This window comes from Capsulimonas sp., from assembly GCF_039929585.1.
Taxonomy (GTDB): Bacteria; Armatimonadota; Armatimonadia; order Armatimonadales; family Capsulimonadaceae; genus Capsulimonas.
Window position 1 is genome coordinate 1 of record NZ_JBDSQY010000024.1, and the last position, 20,665, is coordinate 20,665.

The window sequence follows — 20,665 nt, forward strand, 5'->3', positions numbered from 1 at the left end:
TTCCCTCGGTTTCACGCAGGACGTGGACATACACCAGCACGAATGTCAGCGCGACCAGCGCCGCCTCTGCGATCCAGATCGCCGCGAACCCGCCCATCTGATGGAGCTTCCACATCATCCAGAAGCACAGCCACTCATGGGCGATCCAGGTCGTTCCATGGCGTGTCCAGGAGTAGGTATCCATGTGCGGCGCATGGCCGCTCGCGGCGATATCGTGACCGGCTCGAAGCTGCCAGAACAAGTCAAAACTGGCGATATGATTGACGCACAGACCAATGAGGAGCGCGACCAGAGCAAGGCCAAGAAGCCAGGGCGTTAGTTCTTTCCAGTTCTTTAAGAATTCGTTTGACATTACCGAGCGGCGTCCAGCTTTGCGGTAATGGCGACGGCGGCGGGGCAATGCATACGGCAGCGCGCGATCAGAGGCTCAAACTTCGGCTGCTTGCGCACAAAGATCAGAGCGTTCAATTTTCCGTTATCCACATCCACGTCCGGCCGATCCGCGTAGACAAGACTCCAGTCCGGCGCCGACATAAAGAGCCTGGCCTGAATGGCGTCAGCCGATGTCAGCACGTAGTCCGGGTGATATTCGTCCAGCTTCTGAGGCCATCCGTAAGGGAGGGCGCTCATGGAGGCGTAATCGGACAGCACCTTTCCAAAATACACGTCTGTTTGTGTGGAAATGAAGACGGGATACTGGGGAATACGCCACTCCAGATAGGATCCGATGTTATATGCGTTATAGAGCTTGCCCGATGTTGGAAATTGTTCCATTTCCATAAAACGGCACGCAGACTCTGGGAAGTAGTCTAGGTAAAACGCCTGATGGGTAATCGTCTCCAGAAGCGGGCGTTTCGGCTGCGCGGCGCTTTGAATGTTTTTGTAACACACCAATAGCGAGAAAACAGCGACCGTCGCCGCAAGCAGCGAAGATAGAAACAGCGGCGGTGTTCGTCCAAACAACGAGTTGTTGACGCTTGCGCTGGGAGACATTATCTCAATAAGCCGCTCTAAAGACGATAAAATGTGACGGGCTGTCAATGGGATGGCGACCAGGGCGAACAGAGGGACGTTGCGATTGGTGTTGAGAGCGGCGTAGGCCAGCGCAACAAAGATCGCCACTTCGGCGACTTCGCGCTTGCGGCGGGAAAACGCCAGCCCAAGCGCGCAGATCGCGATCAGAAACACCAGCGAATGTCCGGACGCGCTGTGCAGATCGACCGCCTGCCATTCTTTGACGAATTCCGGCATTGTCTGATCGCCGACCGTTGACCGGAAGATTTCAAAGATCCTCACGCCGTAAGGATTCGCCATCATGACGAGAAAACACGCCGCCGCCGCGATCAACTCCGCTCGGGCGACGCCAATATAACGGTCTTTCTTTTCGGCGTCGTCCCCACTGAAGTATTTTCCCTCCACAAAGTCGCAGATCCCAAATGCGGCGAGGATCGCCGCGCCGGCGATGACGCCGGCGTGAAAGTTCGCCCAAACAACGCAAATCACAGGCGCCCAGTAAAGATGCCGAACATGCGCGGAGCCGCGACGCACACGGAGAACGACGCCGACCAAAATCGTAAGCGCAAGGTAAGTGATGAGGTGAGGACGCGGCGAAATGAGAGGGCTCACCGTCCACGCCGCCCATAGCGACATGAGGAACGCAATCACGGGAGCGCCGGCGGTCTCGCGCAGCAAGATCACATACAGAGCGATAAATGTCGCAAGAAGCGCGGCGACTTCGAATATCCATACCGCAGGATATCCACCCGCCGCGAACAGTTTCCAGAGAAGAACGCACATTCCCCACTCATGGACGATCCACGGCGTTCCATATCTGGACCATGAGTAGGTGTCGTGATAAGGGAATTGATGCGTTTCATCAATCAATTTGCCGGTTCGCATCTGCCAGAAGAGATCGGTCGCCGGCGAAGGATTGAAGCACAGAGCGATGACGAACACCGCGAGCGCAAAGCCAAGGATTCCAAGAAGAGTTCTCTGCTTACCAATAAGTCGTTGTGTCATACAAATCTACGTCTGAGAACTGGCGGGACGGCTTTCTTCTGAATTACTGCAATACGGGAACGGCGCTGTCGAGAGAAGAAGCCGGCTTAGCGATTGTGGCTAGGTAGGCGCGATAGCTGTCTCGGACATAAAGGGCGACCAGAGGATAGCAGATCGGCAGATAATAGTTCCAGCAATAGGGCGAAAACAGGACGGAAGCGATTGTGGCGTAGCAATACAGCTTCACAGGCTCTTGCTTGCGCGCCAAATACGTGACGAAGAGCGGTCCCATCACTCCCAGCAGCGAAAGCGTCAAACGTGGACCGGGAGGAAGCGGACCGGAAACATAATGCCATCCCAAATGCTTTGCCAGTCGGAGGCACGCAAGCGAGAGGGAAATGTCGCCCGGGTAAAAAGTGCCCTGGCGAATCATCGGCAGCACCCAGTTTGCCCATTGCCAGTAGGAGTGAAGTCCGCAAAATATGAGACCCGCCGCAAAACCGACGAAAAGCAAGATCGCCGCGGGGATCGCAACGCGTCGCCCTTCTTTCCACACGGCAAGGACCAGCGGCAAAAGAGTATACAGTTTCAGCTGAGCCGCCAGTGCAAAAAAGATCCCTCGCTGATTTGTCGCAATCGCCATTCCCACTAAGGCCCACATCATGGGATCGGCGTTCGCGGTGGACAATGCGAAATAAACTCCAGGAGTCGCCCCGACCGCCAATCCCCATTTTAATGTTCCATCCACGGAAAACCGTCCGGAAGAAATACGGGCGAGGCTCGCGGCAAAAGTCCAAAACGCCGTCAGAAGAAGTGCGTACCAGATACGGGAAAATGTCATTGGCGACACGTCGCCAAGTGGAGCTTCCAGCATGGCGAATTGCGGCAGATAAAGGAAGTAAGGGCCGGCCATCATCTTGTCCGGGCCGTAGTCCGGCCGCGCTCGATAGAGTGTATGGTGATGGAGCGCATTCTGTGCCGTCATATAAAAAACGGGCGTGTCACGCATCGAATCGCTGCGGTTCCAATGTGCGGGAATAAAAAAGAACACCTGATAAGCCAAGTGCAGCGCGGCGAGCACCGTAATCAAGGACCGCAGCAAATCAGATCGCCAGAAAGTCAGCGCAAGCTTGTTCATGAGGGATTATACACCAGGTTTCCGCCGCTTCGCTCAGGAGGAGCGCTTACGGTTATCGGAGATATTACAAAACTTTTTTCGCGGCATGTTTGACCTGGTTATTGAAACGGATATATACCTGTGTCAGTGAAATACTGAACGCACACTTGATTAGAACACACTGAAAACATGCAGCGCGGCGCTAAGGATGGCGCTATTGGAAGAGACAGGAAGTCCAGTTACCCCAGGGAGGAAAATGTCGATGTTTACGATTTTGATGTGGATTGTTGTTGGTTTTCTTGCCGGCCTTCTGGCCAAGGCGATTGTCCCCGGCACGGCCGATGAGCCCGGCGGCTTTGTTGGAACTACGGTTCTGGGTATCGTCGGCGCGGTCGTCGGCGGGTTTATCTATCACTTGATCACCGGAAGCCGATCGTTTACCACGACGCTCGACATCATGAGCATCGTTTGGGCGGCCATCGGAGCTATCGTGGTCGTAATGATCAGCCGTATGCTAAGCGGCCGCCGAGCGATGTAACCATCGCATCGACTTAAGATAAGGCGAGCATTCGCCAGTAAGGCCCGGACATCGTTGTCCGGGCCTTTTTCACGTCTGTCCTCTCAATCGGTTTACTCGATCCGCCAGAGCAGGTAAAGTCCGATGACCGTGAAGAGAATATCAGGCGCCCAGGCGGCGAGGATGGGATTGAGCGCTCCCCCAAGCCCCAGAAACTTCGCCAGCAGCAGCGTATTCCAGCCGACCCAGACCATGACCAGTGACAAGAATATTCCCGTATATGCTCCGGTGCGCGCGAAACGCAGCGCCAGAGGAGGCGCGCAGAGCGCGAACGCCAAACAGACGAACGGCAGTGAGAGCTTCATGTAATAGTTGACGGCGATCTCCCGAAAATCCTGGTTCCCATCCTGCCCGGTGCTTTTCAAGGCGCGCATGCGCTGCCCGAGCTGTTCCATGGATAACTCGTCCGGGTGCTGGATCGCGGTCGAGGCAATATCGATCAGTGGAACGCGCAGGTTAAGAGCGGCGGTTCCGGCCTGGACCTCAAACCGTTCGGAGCCGTCCTTCGCCAGATGATGGACCACCACTTTTTGCAGCTCCCAGATATCGCGATTGTACGTCGCGCTCTGCGCCGTGGTGATGGTCGGAAACGCTCCATTGGTGGGATTTTGGAAGATCGTGACGCCCAGAAGGCGCAGCTTGTTGGGATCTCCCGACGGATCCTTTTGGATCTCGCGAATATGAAAGGCATAGTCGTCGAACGTAAAAACTTTGTTCGCGGCGATGCTGGGCGACGATTGCAGCGCGTAGCCCACCATTTGATTCTGCGTCGTTTGAAATTCGTGCTGCGCGCGCGGCACAACGCGGTCGGCGACGACGAACGCCGTAATGCTCGCCAGCAGGCCGACGATAAAGATCGGCATGAACAGCCGGCGCAGAGATACGCCCGACATGCGAATCACGGTGATCTCGGAGTCGCGGGCCAGACGGTTGACCGCCCACGAGGCGGAAAGGGCCGTGCCGGCCGGGAGCGTCAGAACGATCAGGGTGGGGATGTTAAAGACGACGAGCTTGGCGATCACCTTGAATGGGATGCCGTACTTTACGATCTTTTCGATGAGCGGAAACAGCGTGTTTCCGATCAGCATCACGACGATGAGCATGACGCCGGCTATAAAAGGCGGCGCCATCTCACCGAGGACATAGCGGTCCATGCGCTTCATGGAAATCTCTTACGCGCCCCAATGATCTGCGCGGCGGCGCAGATCGTAGACGGCGGTATGCAGGCGGACGAACGATTCGACCACCGTGCCGTAGGCCGAGAAGTATTGGTGGACATCGCCGTCGCTGAGCGCCTTGTCGGAAATATAGTAGAGATGATCGCTCGTCTGCATCAATCTCCAGACATGCAGCACGTGCGGATCGCCGGTCGCGCGGACGGCGTCCTCCATGCGCTTGATCTCTTCATAGCAGAACTGCTGCATCTCATTGCCAAGCCAGGCGCTGGTGTCGCGCTCGCGGTCCGCCCAGGAGATCGTGGAGAAGTCGGGGACATCCACCACGCCGGCGGATTGCAGCCGAGAGACGGCCTGGGTGGGTGTCGCCCATTCCAGCTGGGGATACTGCGCGATCTGCGAGGGCAGCGCGCCGACAAAATCAAAGATGCCCGTATCCGCCCACATGTGCTCACCAAGAGCTTCATAGTCCAGCGCCAGCAGCACCATCGGGTCGGTGTTTCCCGCGAGCCAGCCGGAGAACTTCTCAGCCGTCAAGGGATAACCCTCCCAACCTTTGTTGGAGAAGCGATACCCGACGTCGTCGCTGAGGCGATAGTTGCGCAGCAGTACGGGGAGGCCCGAGGTGCTCTGGTAGACGAAGTCCGGGGAGCGCCAGCCCGCCATTAGCCAGTCCACGCCCTCGGTGATGATGCCCTGGAAGCCAATGTCTTGAACGGCGGCGGCGACGGAGTTGTTGTACATCATCTCCGTGTTCCGAAACATCGTCGTTTTTTGCCCGAACAGCTCCTGGATCTTGGCCTGATGCATGGCGACCTGTTCACGGAACTCGCGCCGTTCGTCGTCGAACAAGCCAGCAAGGCTATGATAGTAGGTTTCGCCGGTAAACTCGACCAGTCCCGTGTCCGCAAGCTCTTTCCAGAGGTCCAGCACGTCCGGCGCGTAGCGCGCCGCTTGATCCAGCAGGGTTCCTGAAAGGCCGTAAGCCACCCGGAATGGCTTCTCGTCGTTCGCGTGCTTTCGCACCAGATCGAGGATCAAACGTGTCGCTGGACGATAGCACTTATCCGCGACCTTAAGGAAGATTTCTTTGTCGAAATCCTGCTCGAAATAGTACGTCTCCAGCTCCTCCGGCGACTTTAGCGCGCCGGGCTGGCGCTTCTCGGTCGGGTGAAGCCGGGACGGCTGATGAGCGAAAAAGAATGGGACGATCAATGTCATGGCGTTACTTCCATTATTTGCGGCCGTAAGGGAGCGAAGCTCCTGGTATACTCTACCTTAGTTTCTGATTTCCACGGTCCAGTTGACGATGTCTAGATCCGGTTCGTTCGTGTTCTGAAACACTCCATTTCCAGCCTGGGTGACATCGCCGGACGGCTCTTGTGTAAGAGAGTCGCTGTTCTGGTATATCCTGGAGGTTGTGGCTGAGATCGTAATCGGATTGTTGACGCCGCCGACCTGGCGGGCGTCGCCGAGCGCGTCGAACAGCTTCGTTGCGGACGTGTTCGCGTCTTCCAGGATCGCGTTGGTCGCTACAAAATTGATCTGCAGTGATTGAATTTGATCGACCGAAATCCCCGCTGTCGCCAGCTGCGACAGTGGTATCCGGAACTGGATCGTGTTTCCAGTATCGCCGACGACTGTGTATTGCAGCGGCGAGCCCAGCGGAGTGAACTGTCGGTTATTCGTACCTGGAACGACCGAGTAAACGCCGTAGTGCGTGTTGCCCTGAGCGGCGTCATAGCGAACTAACCCCGTGATGTCGCCTTGAGCGAACCCGTTGCCCCAGGGAGTTCCGACAACGGGAATCGGACCAACACTGGTTGGCGGCGAGGCGCTGGAAACGTTGAAAAGGACGAAGTAGAAGTAGTCGGGGCGGATGCGATGGGCGACGGTCATCGAAACGATCACCTGCGGTCCGGTTGTGCTTTCCGCTCCGCTTGGGGCGCGCGCGCATCCGGCGGCGGCTAAGAGGGGTAAAATCGGCAGGGCGATCTTTGCCGCCAGCATCCATGTCTTTCTTGTCATGTTCGGTCATTATAGCAGGATTTATTCTTCATTGGCAATAACCGATTTGGGCTCGGCGCAGCCCCTCCAAACATCGAAACCATCCCGCGCTCGCATCATACTCCGCACGTACGGCGCCGCCGTTCTTTCCGGACTTCTGGCGGTCGGCGCGTTTCCCCACCTCGACTGGGCGTGGCTGGCCTGGATTTGCCTCGTTCCGATGCTTGCCACCTATCCGCACGCCCGTCTGCGTGATGCGCTGGGGCAGGCGTTTGTCTTTGGATTTATCTACCACGGCGGGGTGCTCTACTGGCTGGCGATCATGGCCCAGCACGCGCTGGGAACGGCGCTGGGCGTGGTGGCGTGGGCCATCGGCAGCATGGCGCAGGTCAGCGTGGTGCTGCTGTTCGCCTTCGGCGCGCACCTGCTGAGCCGCCACGGGAACCGGTGGGCGTGGGCGTTGGGAATCCCCGCACTTTGGACCGCTTTGGAGTGGGTTCGCCAATTGGGAGAACTGGGGACGGGGTGGGGCGATCTCGCCTACACCCAGCACAGCGTCATCACGATCCTGCAACTGACGAAGCTCGGCGGCGTCTGGCCACTGACATTTTTGATCGTGCTGGTTAACGTTGCAGTCACGGGGATCCTGACAAAGCGCAACCCGCCGCGCTTCGTCAACGCCGTGCTTGCCGCTGTTGCGCTCGCCTTAGTTTATGGGAGCATCAGCCTGCGTGGTGAGCATTTGAAGCCGCAGTTCCAAGCGGCGGCGCTTCAAACAAATATTAATCCCAATGTCCGCTGGTCCAATCGCCGCCCGGAAGATCCTGTGTATGTTGAGCAGACAATGCAGGCATATTCGAAGATGGAGGCTAAGGCGGCGAGCAAGGGCTCCTTGTTCGCCGCCTGGCCGGAGGCGACCTTCCCCGGATATTTGCGCGACGATCCCAATCTCGCCAACCGTGTCTCCGCCGACTGTGTCATAAATGGCCAGGCATTGCTGATCGGCGGCAACGAATGGGATGAACGGGCGCATTCCGACGCCAATTCCGCCTTTCTCGTCGATCGTTCAGGCGCAATTCGCGGCTCTTACGTGAAGCGCCAATTGGTGCCGTTTGGGGAGTATGTGCCGGGGCGGGACTGGCTGAAGTTCTTGGTCGCCCTGCATCTCACGATATATGACCGAAAGAAAGGCGCCGCGCATCAGGCGCTTCTGGACGCCGGCGCGCCGGTCGGGAAAGTGGGAGTGGCGATCTGCTACGAATCGTCTTATGGAGAGCTGACACGCGAACAAGTCGCGCGCGGCGCCGGCCTTCTCGCGGTCGTGACGGATGATACTTGGTTCGGCCGCACCGCCGCCGCGCGCCAGCACGCCGCCATCGCCGCGATCCGCGCCGCCGAATGTGATCGATATTTAGTTCGGGCAGGATCGACGGGAATTTCGCAAATCATCGATCCGGCGGGGCGAGTGATCAATGAAGCGCCATTGTTCGAGTCCAAGCTCGTCATCGCGCCCGTAGAGCAACGAACGACAAGGACGCCCTACACACGCTGGGGCGACTGGTTCGTCTGGGTGTGCTGGGGCGTACTTGCGATCATCGCCTTTACCCAATTACGTCCCCAAAATAAAAAGGCCTGAGCCATTAGGCGCTCCGTTCCATGCGGCGCCGGTAAGCGCGCGGCCCAATCCCCATATGGCGTTTGAACCAGCGTGAGAAGTACAGCGGGTCGAATCCGATCTCTTCCGCGACGGCGCCGATGGAGACGGGCGAGCGGTCGAGCAGGCTTCGGGCGCGGTCGAGACGGCGTAAATCCAGGAATTGCAGCGGCGGCGAACCCACTTGCTCCCGAAAGAGATGCGCGAAACGGGACGGCGAAAGACCCGCGACCTCCGCCAGATCGTCCAGCGTCCACTTTTCCCGCAGACGACTGAAGATGCAGTCGAGTGACCCTTGGATACGCGGATCGAGCGGCGCCTGCTGTGTCAGTGGGTTCTGGGTATCGCAAAGCAGCAGCAGCATCTCCAGGGATGTCATGGCGAATGCTTCGCGGCGCCGCAGCCGCCCCGTCGCCAGCCGATGCGCCTCCGCAAATTGCCCCACGATCTTCTGGCGCATCACCGGCTCCGTCAGCGTCAGATGCATCATCCCCGGTGCGAATTCCGGCCACGACAGCAGTTCATACCAATCGGGGCGCGGCTGGAAATGCGCCCAGAAGAACTCCCATTTCTCATCAGCAATACAGCCATAATCGTGGGGCGCCCCAGGTTTCAGCAGCACGAGATCGCCGACGCGCGCAATTCGTGTCCCATTCCCATAACCAAAGCGACCGGCGCCGCTGAGCGTCGCCGTCAGCAGCCAGTCGCGCGTTCCTCCCTCCCTCTTGGCGGCGTAGCCGGGCGACATATGGTAATAGCCCGAGACCATGCCGACATAATAGGGAAGATCGAGCGGAGCAGGGGCAGCAAGATTTGACATGTTTTTAGCCGTTCCGTGTCTGTTACCGCCAGCGCCTTGATGTTAAAATATGAGAGAAAAGCTCGACTTCTTTTAATATTGGAGAGTATACAGCGTTGGTAAGAAACTTTGTGAAAATAGCATTCGCGAGCAGTTTATTTTTTTTGACTTGCTCTCCCAAATCAATCGCCGCTTCCTCCACCGACCTGCTGGCTAACTTGAGCGCATCCGGCGCAGATTGGGGGATCTGGATCGATAACGGCCTGGTCAATCCTGGAGAAACGGTGCGAATGACCGTGTCGACACCTTTGAGCGTGCTTTCCACCGATCTCCCTGCGGAATTGGAAGTGCATCCCCGCTACTTGGAGGCTTCGCACACCGCAGTGGAGCACGTTCGTCTGAAATGGAAAAAAATACCGGAAAAGAACCGATGGCAGGCTCTGGTGAAATATCAGCCCAGAGTGGCTGGGAATTACTACGCCGCTATCCAGCTTGGCGGCCATGAAATCTACAGCTATTTCGCGGCATGGAAACCGGGCGTCACCGCTGTGAATTTTTGGATGCAAATGCCGGCGGAGTACCACGATTCCGGAAACCTCAAAGATCTTTATCTGCCCGAAGCGAAATCGGGGCATCTTCCATTCGACTACGAACTTGTTTTAGTGGGAGAGTTGCCCTTTAAGGCGGATTGGGAGCCGAGAGATTTGTTTCGGCATGCGCAAGTAGAAGCAGGAGCGGAAGTCGTTCCCTTTTTAGACGGGGGCTATTTTCACAAACTCGATCCTGAGTTCACCGGGCGATTTGAGAGTATCACCGATCATGTCGATGGATATGAAAACTTGATCAGCAAGGAGACGCAAGCGGTTCATGGCTTCAAGAAGCTGCCCGATCCGACCTTCCACTCTCTCAGTGTGGACCAAAGCTCGGCGATCATCGAAGGCGCCCAGCGCTATTGGAAAGAGTGGGGATTTCACCCCTTTACCGGAGTCGCTACCTATTCTCCTTCGAACACACTTGTCGAAAGCTGCCGCAGCAAAGGGCTGACGTGGATCTCCGGCGTGTTTGCCGATTACGATTTTACCGATGGCGGAGATCGCTGGGAGGTCGGCTGGCGCCAAAAGCACCGAGGCATGCCGAGCTTTCCCTATCTGATTTCGAAGACGGATTATCGCTGGACCGGCAAGGCGGACGCGCAGTTCACCATGATTTTTCCCGGCTGGCAGAACCTTCCTGTATTTGACCATGAAGACCGGCATGAAGAGGGGACCGATCTGGGAACCTACAATGGATCTTCCGGGCTTTCCCCCGTGCAGCGGATGATGCTGTTTTCCCAGGTGTTCGAACGCGATAATCGATTGGCGAGCAATTCATTTCCGCTGGCGGAGACATTCTGCATTCAGATGAATAATCCCAACAATCGCCCCACGCTTAACGGGTTGATTGACCGGGCGCGTCAGGGTGGGCTGATCTTTATCCACAAACGTTATCTGCAGATCTATTACCGAGAGCATCACATCAAAGCTAATCCGGATATTTGCTACAGCATTCCCGACGCTGAGATCATGGCGGGGCATTCCACCACCTATTCATTCTCTGATGAGGCGGTTTGGGAGGGATCGGACGGCAAGGCCGCGTTCATCTCCGACCCGACTGCGCCCTTGCCAAATGGCCGGAGCGTTCATCTGCCGGTGTGGTGGTACGATTTCCGAAACGCGGCTCCGCTCAGTCCGCAACAGAACCTTCCGTCCGTGGACTTATCAAACGTCACGCTGGATGTTGTGAAAACGACGAGCGGAACATCGTTAGTTATTCAGTCTCCCAAAGCGATCGATGGTCTGCCTATCTGTTTGTGGGACCTAGCTGCTGGGACGGAGAAAAGCGCCGCATGGGTGAAAGCTAATCGGGCTATGCGTGTCGCCGCTCCTGAGCGAATGGGAGCGGATACTGTGATGTGGATAATTCACCCAGCCATTCGGGCGGGCAAAACTTCTATTTCTTTACCATAGTTTTTTAGACAAGTTCACGATTGAGGGCGACAGGCATGACAGCAATTTCGGACATCTCACTGACGGACGAACAGCGCGTCCAATTTGCGCGCGACGGCTATCTCGTAGCGCGCGGTATGCTTGCTCCCGAGGAGGCGGCGAGTATTCGGGAAGCATTCATGGAGCAGAACGCAGGCGGCCCCGTACCAGGCCTGTCGGAGGTTCGCGAATCGCGGGCCGATAATAATCCGGCAGACCCACTCTCGTTCTATCCAAGAATGATGCACCCACACAGGCGCCCCGAACTCGCGGTCGGCGCCTTATCGCTCCAATACATGCTGGACGAGCGCTTTTATCCGATCCTGTGCGAGCTGATGCGCGATGAGCCCGTCGCGGTGCAGAGCATGTTCTACTTCAAACCGCCCGGCGCGCGCGGCCAGGAACTGCATCAGGATAACTACTACCTGCGCGTCAGCCCCGGCGTCTGCATGGCCGCATGGATCGCGGTGGACGACGTGGACGCTGAGAATGGCGGCATAAAGGTCGTTCCTGGCTCGCAGTATGAAGAGATTGCCTGCCCGGAAAAGGCCGATCCGGCCGTATCTTTCACCAGCGATTATGTGCCGGTTCCGGCCGGTATGCAGGCCGTACACTGTGATATGACGGCGGGCGATGTCCTCTTCTTCGACGGACGCCTGATCCACGGCTCCACGCCGAACACCAGCACGGATCGCTTCCGCCGATCTCTCATCTTCCACTACGTCCCAGAAAGCTCGGAAGAAATGTCCGAAGGATACAGTACCCGTCTCACCTTCGACGGTTTCCAGGTCGACCACATCACCGCCGCCGTCGGTGGCGGCCCCTGCGGTGTCCTCCATCCGCTCCCCCTGCATTAACTGCCGTCTCATAGCAGTATTTTGAGACTTTTAAATTATGAAAAAATCAATGCTCGCAATCGTAACCTTAATGTTTCTGCCAAGGCTGGCGACTGCTGCGCCGGACTGGACGGTGGGTTTGCAGGAACTCGACTTGGGGCGGATGAGCCAGGGCTGGGGTTCGCCACAGGTGGACAAGTCGGTCGGTGGCGGTCCGCTCTCGATTGGCGGTCGAAAATTTGCGCACGGGGTCGGCTCGCACGCGGCAGGGGAATTCGCCCTCGATCTCCATGGCTCGGCGCGGCGTTTCAGCGCATGGGTGGGCGTGGATGATGACGCTCAATCGCCTGGCTCGGTAACGTTTCAAGTGCTAGGCGACGGCAGATTGCTTTGGGAATCCGGCGCGATGCGCGCCGGCGCGCCGGCCAAGAAGGTGGGCGCTGACCTCCAGGGCGTCCAGCGTCTGACGCTGCGGGTCGGGGACGCTGGCGATGGCAACGGCATGGATCACGCCGATTGGGCCGAGGCCAAAATTGAAGGGATGGGGCTCCAGCCCAAAACATCACCATATGCGCTCGACCTCAGCAAGCTGCGTCCCTTGAATCTAGCTCCCAAAAAGAATTGGGGCGGAAAAAATCCGGCGGGCGATCATTTGGCCGCCAACGCGGAATATCTCGTGCGCAACGGGAAGCCGTGGATCATGGTTTCGGGTGAGATGCATCCGGCGCGGTATCCGAGCGGGCAATGGGAAGAGCAAATATTGAAAATGAAAGCTGGTGGTTTGAACACCATCTCCGCCTACATCTTCCCAAGCATGCATGAGGAAGACGAAGGCGTTTTCACCTGGACCGACCAGCGGGACATCCGCCGCTTCGTTGAGCTTTGCGCGAAGCACGGCATGTCTGTTTTTCTCCGGGTCGGCCCGTTCTGCAACGGCGAATGCCTCAACGGCGGCCTGCCGCAGTATCTGCATGACCAGGGCGTAAAAGTGCGCACGAACGACCCGCGCTATTTTGCCTACGTGCGCAAGTGGTATCAGCAGGTGGGGCGGCAAATGCACGGGCTGATGTTCAAGGATGGCGGTCCGATTGTGGCGGTCCAGCTGGAAAATGAATTTGAAATCGCGCCATTTGCCTGGGGTTTTGCGGGTGAGGGAGGTGAGGCGCACATGCGCGTCCTCAAGCGCCTGGCGATAGAAGCCGGCTTGGTCGCACCGTTCTATGTCTGCACCGCGTGGGGATCCCCAGTCCCATCCGGTGAATTTCTGCCGGGCCAGGGGGGATATGCCTGGATCGCTCCCGGTGAACCGACTCCGAACTACCTGTTCAACGACATGCACAATGCCAAGCAGGCCAAATACGACACCACTCAGTATCCGGTGGCCAACATCGAAACCGGGGCCGGATTCTTTTGCTACGGTCAATACCGTCCCACCATTCCACCGGAAAGCTCGGAAGCGATCGCCACGATCATGACGGCCCGCGGCGGCAATATCCTGGGCTACTACATGTATCAGGGCGGAACCCATTTTGTCGGTAAACACGGCGCCACGGGAACTTTTCCTAACCTGAGTTACGATTTTCAAGGTCCCCTGCGCGAGTTTGGTCAGGCCAATGTCATCTATGACTATCTCAAGCCGATCAATTATTTCCTGAGTGATTTTGGAGATTTATTAGCGCCGATGGTTGTTGCGCTTCCGGAGAATCCGGTTGCCGACAACAAAAATGTGACCGGACTGCGCTATGGAGCGCGGGCGCATGGCGACAGCGGATTTCTGTTTTTGAACAACTACCAAGATAGAGTACAGCTGCCGGATCGCCACAACTTGCAGTTTGAACTCAAATTCGCCCATACCAGCCTGCGGATTCCGGACAAAGGCGGTTTTGATCTGAAACAGAACCAGTGCGCCATCCTGCCGTTCCACTTGGATTTGAACGGCGCGCATTTGAATTATGCGCTCGCCCAGCTATTCACGCGCACGCAAACGGACGATGGCCGCACGGTGTATGTCTTCTTCGTCCCCGAAGGAATGAAGGGGCAGTATGTTTTCGACACAAAAACACTGACCAGCTTGAAGGCAAAGTCCGCCACCGTGTCGAAGGCGGGCAGCCGCACCACTGTTTCGGTTCAGCCTGGAACGGATTGCCTCATACAGGTGAAATCCAAATCGGGAAAAGAATTCGAGATTCTCACCCTGACCCGCCGACAGGCGCTGCGCCTGACTCGGCAGGACATCTTTGGCCGGCAGCGACTCGTGCTTTCGGACAACGTTGTGGTTGCCTCGGGAGGCAAACTGCGCGTTTCACAAATCGGCGGGGCGAAGCTGGGCTTCGCGGTATTCCCGGCGCCAAAAACAAAGCTGATCGCCGCAACGGGGTACCTGGCCCATCCGGGCGGCGACGGTGATGGCGTGTTCCGGCGTTACACGATCCAGATTTCCAAAGTGAAGCCAGACATCAGAATCGAAGGGATCGGCAGCGCCGAGGTGAAAATCAAGTCGTCCCCCTCGGCCTTGGATGGAGTCAACGATGTGTTCCTGCGTGTTAGCTACCTCGGCAATGAGGCCAAGCTCAAGCAGGACGGAACTCTGCTGTGCGATAATCTGTTCAATCGCACACCCTGGGAAATCGGCCTGAAACGCTTTCGCGAAAAACTGGCTGGCGCGCCGCTGGTCTTGGGGGTCAATCCGCCTGCGCCGATTATTGAAATTGTGAACAACCAGCAGGTGAATTCCGGCGTGACCAATCTGACGGCGCCGAAGGGAGAGCTGCTGGTGGGCAACTACGAAGTGACTTCCGCCCCGCCCGCCAGCGTAGCGGACAAGGGATATGTTGCTTCGGTGACAGTTCTCCCGGAATACGCGGTCTGGGTTCATGCAGGCAAATAAAATGAATAAAATCAGTATCTTCGCAAAAAGTCTGCTCCTGATGACATTAGCTTGTCTGGCAACTTTGCTTCCGGCGCCAATCGCATTGGCGCAAAACAAGACTATTTCGCTGGCTGGGACATGGGCCTTTCGTTTGGATCCAAACCATGTCGGCGAGGCTGATCGGTGGTATTCCAGTTCGCTTCCAGATCGTATTGTTTTGCCAGGATCTACCGATACAGCAGGCTATGGCGCTCCTGCGCCGTCTGCGGGATTGATAGGGCTCACTCGCCGTCACGCATACGTTGGCCCGGCCTGGTATCAGAGAAGCATCGATGTTCCCCGATCTTGGTCAGGTAAGGATATTCGCTTATTCTTAGAGCGCGCCCACTGGAAAACAACACTCTGGATCGACGGTCAAAGGGTGGGGAGCCAGGATAGTCTTTCGGCTCCCCACCTCTATGATTTGGGAATGCAAGTGAAGCCGGGCGTACACCTGCTGACGATTTGCGTCGACAATGCTCTCCAATACTATATGGGCGATTTTGCTTCCTCCGTGTACGAATATACACAGACTAATTGGAACGGACTCTTGGGCGCGCTGCGTCTGGAAGCGCACGATCCGATACAAATACAGAGCGTACAGGCGTATCCGAATTTGAAGGAGAAGCAGGTCGTCGTCAAGGTTGATGCGATCAACGCGACAAACCATCCTGTCAAGGCAGTCCTTTCGATCTCGATCCCGAAAAATGCGACCGTGAAAGTATCGAAGAGTATCCCTGTCACAATTCAGCCAGGCTCGTTAACGCTGGATCTTGTGCTGCCAATGGGCGATCATTTCAAGCCATGGGATGAATTTACGCCGGCGTTATACACGCTTCACGCGACACTGAAATCTGCGGAGACCATAGACCAAAAGGATGTCACGTTTGGCATGAGAGCGCTAGGCGTGCGTGGAACGCAGTTGATATGGAACGGACGCCCCATCATTCTTCGGGGAACCCTGGAATGCGCGATCTTCCCCAAGACAGGATATCCACCCACGGACATCGCAGCCTGGACACGTATCTGTCGTATTCTCAAATCATATGGACTGAACTGTCTGCGCTTTCATTCCTGGTGCCCTCCTGACGCCGCATTTACCGCCGCCGACCAGGAAGGCGTATATTTACAGGTGGAGGCGCCTCAGGCAAATGTGGATGTGGGCGCAGACCCCAAGCGAGGTGAATTTATCCAACAGGAAACTCTGCGAATTCTCTCTACGTATGGCAACCACCCATCCTTCGCCTTTTTCACGATGGGCAATGAACTGATGGGCGAGAAATCGATCTTCGCCGACTGGGTCGAACGATGCAAAGCGACGGATTCGCGACATCTCTATGCCTCGGCCACAAATGGTGTCGAGACGGATAACAGCGACTTGTTCGTCGACGCACGAGCACGCGGAATATCCGGCGACGCAACAACGAACGATTTTCGCGATGTCGTTCAGGGAATGACAAAGCCGCTGGTGACTCATGAGATGGGGCAATGGGCTGTCTATCCAAACCTTGCCGAGGCGCCCAAGTATGACGGTGTTCTGGCGCCAACAAACTTCGATCAGATACGCGCGGATTTGAAGGCAAAACATCTCCTGGAGCTGGCGCCGAAATTCTTTGAAGCCACCGGCCATCAATCGGTCGATCTCTATAAAGAAGAGATCGAGCAAATTTTACGCACGCCCAAGGCGGGCGGATTTCATCTGCTGGATCTGCATGACTATCCCGGCCAGGGAACGGCCACCATTGGTATTCTCGATCCATTTTGGGATAGTAAAGGTTTGATTAACGCCGCCGATTTCGCCAGCTTTACCGGCCCAACGGTCCCTCTGTTACGCATCCCGAAGCGGACATATACTGCGAATGAAACGTTGTCGGGAACTGTCGAGGTGGCCAACTATGGCCCGGCTGACTTAAATCGAGCGGAAGTCAATTGGAGTGTCAGCCAGAAAAATGGCGCAGTGATCGTCTCGGGTTCCTTCCCGAAATCAACACTGCCAACGGGCGCTTTGACTGTGGTTGGCTCGCTCAATATCCCGCTTGCCAAAATTCCCTCGCCATCGGAGTTGGTGATTACCACGGCGATCAGCGGCAGTAAATTTCATAATTCTTGGAGCGTTTGGGTGTACCCGAACCAAAGCTCTTATCGGGCGCATTCTGATATTGTGATCACATCAGACTGGGCCGTCGCTGCGGCCACGCTCAAAGAGGGCGGTAAAGTTCTTTTCAGAACCGCCGGCGTCCACATTCCGAGCAGCGCTCCCAGCAATTATACGCCCGTATTCTGGAGCCCGGTATGGTTCCCGAACGCTCCGACGACCATGAGTATTTTATGCGATCCCAAGCATCCCGCATTCGATCAATTTCCAACGGAATCCTACAGCAACTGGCAATGGTATGACTTAATTCAGGGCAGCCGAGCAATTGTCATGGATAATCTGCCGGAAACACTTCATCCGATTGTTCAGGTGGTCGACAATTTTAGTCGCAATCATCATCTTGCAGCACTCTTTGAAGTCCGGGTAGGTCGGGGGAGACTCGTCGCTTCCAGTCTCAATCTCTGGAAGGAAGGGCCGAAAGGAACAGCTTCCGCGCAGCTTCTCCATAGTATTTGCGCTTATATGGATTCGCCAAAATTCAATCCTCAGCAAGAGGTTTCCGGCGACGCAATTGCGGGGATTTTAATGGCCTCGCTCTCTAAGATGGAAATTTTAAAAGCGAAGATTGACAAGGTAGACAGCGAAGCGACCGGATATCCCGCAGCGAATCTCCTCGACGGAGATCCAGAGACATTCTGGCACTCGGCATGGGAAAATGGCGTTCCGGCATTCCCACATGAGTTTATCGTGAAGTTTCCGGCGACCGTTGAGATGAATGGCTGCAAAGTTCAGCAGCGGCAAGACCAGGCGAATGGTTACATCAAATCTTACGCGATATTTGTCAGTGAAGATGGCGAGCATTGGGGCAATGCCGTGATGAGAGGTGAGTTAGAACAGTCTCAAACTGTTCAGCAGATCGATTTTCCGAAGGCTGTTTCCGGGAAGTTTGTCCGATTCATCGCTCTCTCCAGCGGCGCCGGCGCAAATTTCTGCTCCCTGGCCGAGTTTGAAGTTATTCCGAAATAAATTATTCTTAGGATGGTGAAGTCACGAACGACACAAAAGGCTAACCACGCCATGTTGCATATTGCAACATGGCGTGGTAGAATAATTTATAAGATAGTCAATCTTAAGAAGAGGGAGATGTTCTATTATGTCTGTTGCCGTTGGGCACGTGCATTTTCGCACGACGCCGGAAATCAAACAGAGGATTGCGGATGCCGCCGCGCTGTTAGGGCAATCCGTGACAGACTTCATCGAAGCGGCCGCAACGGAAAGAGCACAGCAAATCTTATCGCAGCAAACACTTGTATTGACAGATAGTGAGCGTGATCGGTTTATCAAAGCAATCGATACGCCTTTTGAACCTACGCCAGCGCTGCTAAAAGGAGCAGAGAGAGTGATGCGTGCAGTTCGTGAGGGCGCGCTGGATACGTGAAGATACCCATCATTGAAAATCTTGCGAAGCGACATGTGAAAAGCAATTTCGATTGCCAGAAACCGGCGCTCGACAATTATATTCGGACAATGGCGTTGCAGCAGCAAAAACGTGGATTGGGGCGTACTTATGTTGCGGTTTACGAAGACAATCCTGAAGTGATGGGGTATTACACGCTTGCCGCAAGCAAGGTGTCTTTCGAAAACTGGCCGGAAGATCAGAAACTTCCGCCTAACATAGGCGCTCCAACAATTTTGCTCGCCAGGCTTGCAGTCGATCATCGATGCAAAGGCCGCAAGCTAGGAGAGTTTCTTCTCTACCATGCTATGTGGAGAGCAGAAAAGACCGCACAAAATATTGGAGCAGTAGCGCTTGAAGTTGATGTGTTAGACGAAGAGGCTTTGAGTTTCTATCAAAAATACGATTTTGAAGTGCTTCGTGATCATCCATTGCATCTATTTCTTGCTATGGATACAATTCGGAAATTATCGTTAGACTTTACGGATGTGACACAAACATAATCAGCCCCACTCGGATTGAATTCCGATGTGGGGCTGATCGTTGTTAGTGCTCGTCGTGCCCCTGCATATAGGGCTCGTAGTTCGGGCCGCTGACGCCGTAGTCTTTGTGGTCGTCGCCTCGGTAGATTTCCATTCCGGCGCGGACGCCGCCGGGGGGAATGGTCGACAGGAATCGGAATAGGCCGCTGGTTCCCGGCTTCAGAAGGCCGCGTGCGACGAGGTAGGCGGGGCTGCCCGGCTCGTTGTCCGCGATCTCCCAGTGCAGGCGCTGCCATCCCCGGGGATTGCTGAAATCCGTCATGCGGTGCATGATCCAGAATTTGGGCTCCGGGCCCTGTGTCATCACGCCGAGCGGTCCGACCTTGGGCTGGTGCTCGGGCTTGAACAGATAGGGGCCGATTCGTATCTTCGTAATGGCGGGCTGGTCGGGATGCGCCCGCATCAACAGCTCATACAGGAAGCCGTCATTGCTCTGGATACAAGTGAGCATGGGGGCGACTTCGTCAATTATCATGCAATCCTCCCACGGTCGAAAAAAAGCGAATTTCCCTAATTATAGCATACGATTTTCTCGTTCACGCCTTCTTGCCAGTCCAAACTCGCGCGGATGTTGACAATTGACGAGCGTGCGCATTATAATTGTACCGACTCGGCATACGGCGCCCCCGCCACGCCGGACCCACATTTCCCCGAACGACGCGGTTGCGGCGGGAAACGATCTCGGAGGTTGACCATGGATTCACAGGCTGCCGCTACGCCCGAAGAGATTTGGACGCAGGCGTTTCTTCGCGTTCAGCGCGCGATCGATGTCCCCACTGTATGGATGGCCATGGAAGCGGCTCGGCCGCTCGCGCTGGAAGGCAACCACTTAATTGTCGGTATGGCGCCGAGCGATCAATACCTGCGGGTCAATTTGCAGACGCACGAATATGCGACGGCCATTGACGACGCCCTGGCGGCGGTCGCCGGTCGCCCGCTGGCTCTGCATGTGATTGAAGGCTTTGCGATCGAGAGCTATCACCGGCAGCAGGAGCAGGAAGCGATCGCCGCGATCGAAGCGCAGGCTCCTCGCTCCGCCTCGCGCCCAGAGGCTCAGCGTCCTGAACCCTCTGCGGCGGCGCCGCATCGTCCGGAACCCGCTCAGCCCGCTCCGTCTTATTCGACCACGTCATTCCAAGCTCCTCGTTCCCAGGTGGACGACTCCGTGGAGGTCATTCCCAGCTGGGACCGGCTGAACGAGCGTCTCACGACGGGTTTCAAGCGCATGCCCCTGGCGCGCTATCCACACGGACAGGCGGCATTTTTGCTGCATGCCGTAAAGATGATTTCCGCAACCATGGACCTTGTCATGGACGCTCCTTTTGGACAGGCCGATCCGATCCAGGAGCGTAACCTTGCGAAGTGCATCGAACGCCTTGGAGTTACCGTCAGTCTCGACCCGCTATTTATCTCACTGGAACTGATCCGATATCGTCGTGAGATGGGACGAGACATTGGGTTTATCCCCCAATCCTAA

Annotated in this window: 17 protein-coding genes; 9 read left to right on the plus strand and 8 right to left on the minus strand. The window is 56.2% G+C overall.

Annotated features, from left to right (window positions below):
• From ABIZ35_RS01140 to ABIZ35_RS01150, 3 genes are all read right to left on the minus strand, one after another.
• A partial coding sequence (locus ABIZ35_RS01140) for a hypothetical protein (RefSeq protein WP_348218039.1) occupies positions 1-352 on the minus strand: 352 nt, incomplete at its 3' end.
• Positions 352-2,019 carry a hypothetical protein gene (locus tag ABIZ35_RS01145; protein ID WP_348218040.1) on the minus strand — a complete coding sequence of 556 codons (1,668 nt, stop codon included), beginning with the start codon at positions 2,017-2,019 and terminating at the stop codon, positions 352-354. The genes ABIZ35_RS01140 and ABIZ35_RS01145, both read right to left, overlap by 1 nt.
• Before the next feature lie 43 nt (positions 2,020-2,062).
• A complete protein-coding gene (locus ABIZ35_RS01150) occupies positions 2,063-3,136 on the minus strand; it encodes a glycosyltransferase family 87 protein (RefSeq protein ID WP_348218041.1) in 1,074 nt (357 codons plus the stop codon).
• Between the two features lie 241 nt (positions 3,137-3,377).
• On the opposite strand from ABIZ35_RS01150, the gene ABIZ35_RS01155 reads away from it, so the two are divergent.
• Positions 3,378-3,653, plus strand: coding sequence for a GlsB/YeaQ/YmgE family stress response membrane protein (locus ABIZ35_RS01155; protein ID WP_348218042.1), 276 nt, complete (start codon positions 3,378-3,380; stop codon positions 3,651-3,653).
• 92 nt (positions 3,654-3,745) lie between these two features.
• Here ABIZ35_RS01155 and ABIZ35_RS01160 read toward each other — a convergent pair whose 3' ends face one another.
• Genes ABIZ35_RS01160 through ABIZ35_RS01170 form a run of 3 tightly spaced genes read right to left on the minus strand, consistent with a single transcriptional unit; the run spans position 3,746 to position 6,895 of the window.
• The gene (locus ABIZ35_RS01160; protein WP_348218043.1) at positions 3,746-4,855 is read right to left on the minus strand and encodes an LptF/LptG family permease; all 1,110 of its coding nucleotides are present in this window, start codon (positions 4,853-4,855) and stop codon (positions 3,746-3,748) included.
• Between the two features lie 9 nt (positions 4,856-4,864).
• Entirely contained in the window at positions 4,865-6,088 is a 1,224-nt protein-coding gene (locus tag ABIZ35_RS01165; RefSeq protein WP_348218044.1) for a glycoside hydrolase family 57 protein, read from the minus strand.
• A 57-nt stretch (positions 6,089-6,145) separates the two neighbouring features.
• Positions 6,146-6,895, minus strand: a complete 750-nt coding sequence (locus tag ABIZ35_RS01170) for a hypothetical protein (protein WP_348218045.1) — start codon at positions 6,893-6,895, stop codon at positions 6,146-6,148.
• A gap of 31 nt (positions 6,896-6,926) precedes the next feature.
• Here ABIZ35_RS01170 and lnt point away from each other — a divergent pair, with 31 nt between their 5' ends.
• A complete protein-coding gene (gene lnt / locus ABIZ35_RS01175; RefSeq protein WP_348218046.1) occupies positions 6,927-8,510 on the plus strand; it encodes an apolipoprotein N-acyltransferase in 1,584 nt (527 codons plus the stop codon).
• 4 nt (positions 8,511-8,514) lie between these two features.
• Here the strand turns inward: lnt and ABIZ35_RS01180 are convergent, their stop codons facing one another.
• Positions 8,515-9,348 (minus strand): helix-turn-helix domain-containing protein, encoded by an 834-nt coding sequence (locus tag ABIZ35_RS01180; protein WP_348218047.1) that lies wholly within the window; start codon positions 9,346-9,348, stop codon positions 8,515-8,517.
• A 143-nt stretch (positions 9,349-9,491) separates the two neighbouring features.
• Here ABIZ35_RS01180 and ABIZ35_RS01185 point away from each other — a divergent pair, with 143 nt between their 5' ends.
• From ABIZ35_RS01185 to ABIZ35_RS01210, 6 genes are all read left to right on the plus strand, one after another.
• Positions 9,492-11,333, plus strand: a complete 1,842-nt coding sequence (locus ABIZ35_RS01185; RefSeq protein ID WP_348218048.1) for a hypothetical protein — start codon at positions 9,492-9,494, stop codon at positions 11,331-11,333.
• 35 nt (positions 11,334-11,368) lie between these two features.
• Positions 11,369-12,208: a phytanoyl-CoA dioxygenase family protein gene (locus ABIZ35_RS01190; RefSeq protein ID WP_348218049.1), complete on the plus strand. Its 840-nt coding sequence runs from the start codon at positions 11,369-11,371 to the stop codon at positions 12,206-12,208.
• A gap of 49 nt (positions 12,209-12,257) precedes the next feature.
• Positions 12,258-15,074 (plus strand): beta-galactosidase, encoded by a 2,817-nt coding sequence (locus ABIZ35_RS01195; protein ID WP_348218050.1) that lies wholly within the window; start codon positions 12,258-12,260, stop codon positions 15,072-15,074.
• 1 nt (position 15,075) lies between these two features.
• Positions 15,076-18,216, plus strand: a complete 3,141-nt coding sequence (locus ABIZ35_RS01200) for a discoidin domain-containing protein (RefSeq protein WP_348218051.1) — start codon at positions 15,076-15,078, stop codon at positions 18,214-18,216.
• A 127-nt stretch (positions 18,217-18,343) separates the two neighbouring features.
• A complete protein-coding gene (locus tag ABIZ35_RS01205; RefSeq protein ID WP_348218052.1) occupies positions 18,344-18,628 on the plus strand; it encodes a DUF1778 domain-containing protein in 285 nt (94 codons plus the stop codon).
• Positions 18,625-19,149, plus strand: coding sequence for a GNAT family N-acetyltransferase (locus ABIZ35_RS01210; RefSeq protein ID WP_348218053.1), 525 nt, complete (start codon positions 18,625-18,627; stop codon positions 19,147-19,149). Before ABIZ35_RS01205 ends, ABIZ35_RS01210 begins: the two co-directional genes overlap by 4 nt.
• A gap of 43 nt (positions 19,150-19,192) precedes the next feature.
• Here ABIZ35_RS01210 and ABIZ35_RS01215 read toward each other — a convergent pair whose 3' ends face one another.
• Positions 19,193-19,663, minus strand: a complete 471-nt coding sequence (locus tag ABIZ35_RS01215) for a hypothetical protein (RefSeq protein ID WP_348218054.1) — start codon at positions 19,661-19,663, stop codon at positions 19,193-19,195.
• 219 nt (positions 19,664-19,882) lie between these two features.
• On the opposite strand from ABIZ35_RS01215, the gene ABIZ35_RS01220 reads away from it, so the two are divergent.
• Complete coding sequence (locus tag ABIZ35_RS01220; RefSeq protein ID WP_348218055.1) at positions 19,883-20,665, plus strand: hypothetical protein; 783 nt, start codon at positions 19,883-19,885, stop codon at positions 20,663-20,665.

Bases quoted from the DNA above. Each gene is read 5' to 3' on its own strand.
- ABIZ35_RS01155 (WP_348218042.1), top strand. From the start codon at position 3,378: ATGTTTACGATTTTGATGTGGATTGTTGTTGGTTTTCTTGCCGGCCTT.
- ABIZ35_RS01160 (WP_348218043.1), bottom strand. From the start codon at position 4,855: ATGAAGCGCATGGACCGCTATGTCCTCGGTGAGATGGCGCCGCCTTTT.
- ABIZ35_RS01220 (WP_348218055.1), top strand. From the start codon at position 19,883: ATGGATTCACAGGCTGCCGCTACGCCCGAAGAGATTTGGACGCAGGCG.
- ABIZ35_RS01205 (WP_348218052.1), top strand. From the start codon at position 18,344: ATGTCTGTTGCCGTTGGGCACGTGCATTTTCGCACGACGCCGGAAATC.
- ABIZ35_RS01215 (WP_348218054.1), bottom strand. From the start codon at position 19,663: ATGATAATTGACGAAGTCGCCCCCATGCTCACTTGTATCCAGAGCAAT.
- ABIZ35_RS01200 (WP_348218051.1), top strand. From the start codon at position 15,076: ATGAATAAAATCAGTATCTTCGCAAAAAGTCTGCTCCTGATGACATTA.
- ABIZ35_RS01195 (WP_348218050.1), top strand. From the start codon at position 12,258: ATGCTCGCAATCGTAACCTTAATGTTTCTGCCAAGGCTGGCGACTGCT.
- ABIZ35_RS01170 (WP_348218045.1), bottom strand. From the start codon at position 6,895: ATGACAAGAAAGACATGGATGCTGGCGGCAAAGATCGCCCTGCCGATT.
- ABIZ35_RS01150 (WP_348218041.1), bottom strand. From the start codon at position 3,136: ATGAACAAGCTTGCGCTGACTTTCTGGCGATCTGATTTGCTGCGGTCC.
- ABIZ35_RS01145 (WP_348218040.1), bottom strand. From the start codon at position 2,019: ATGACACAACGACTTATTGGTAAGCAGAGAACTCTTCTTGGAATCCTT.
- ABIZ35_RS01190 (WP_348218049.1), top strand. From the start codon at position 11,369: ATGACAGCAATTTCGGACATCTCACTGACGGACGAACAGCGCGTCCAA.
- ABIZ35_RS01180 (WP_348218047.1), bottom strand. From the start codon at position 9,348: ATGTCAAATCTTGCTGCCCCTGCTCCGCTCGATCTTCCCTATTATGTC.
- ABIZ35_RS01165 (WP_348218044.1), bottom strand. From the start codon at position 6,088: ATGACATTGATCGTCCCATTCTTTTTCGCTCATCAGCCGTCCCGGCTT.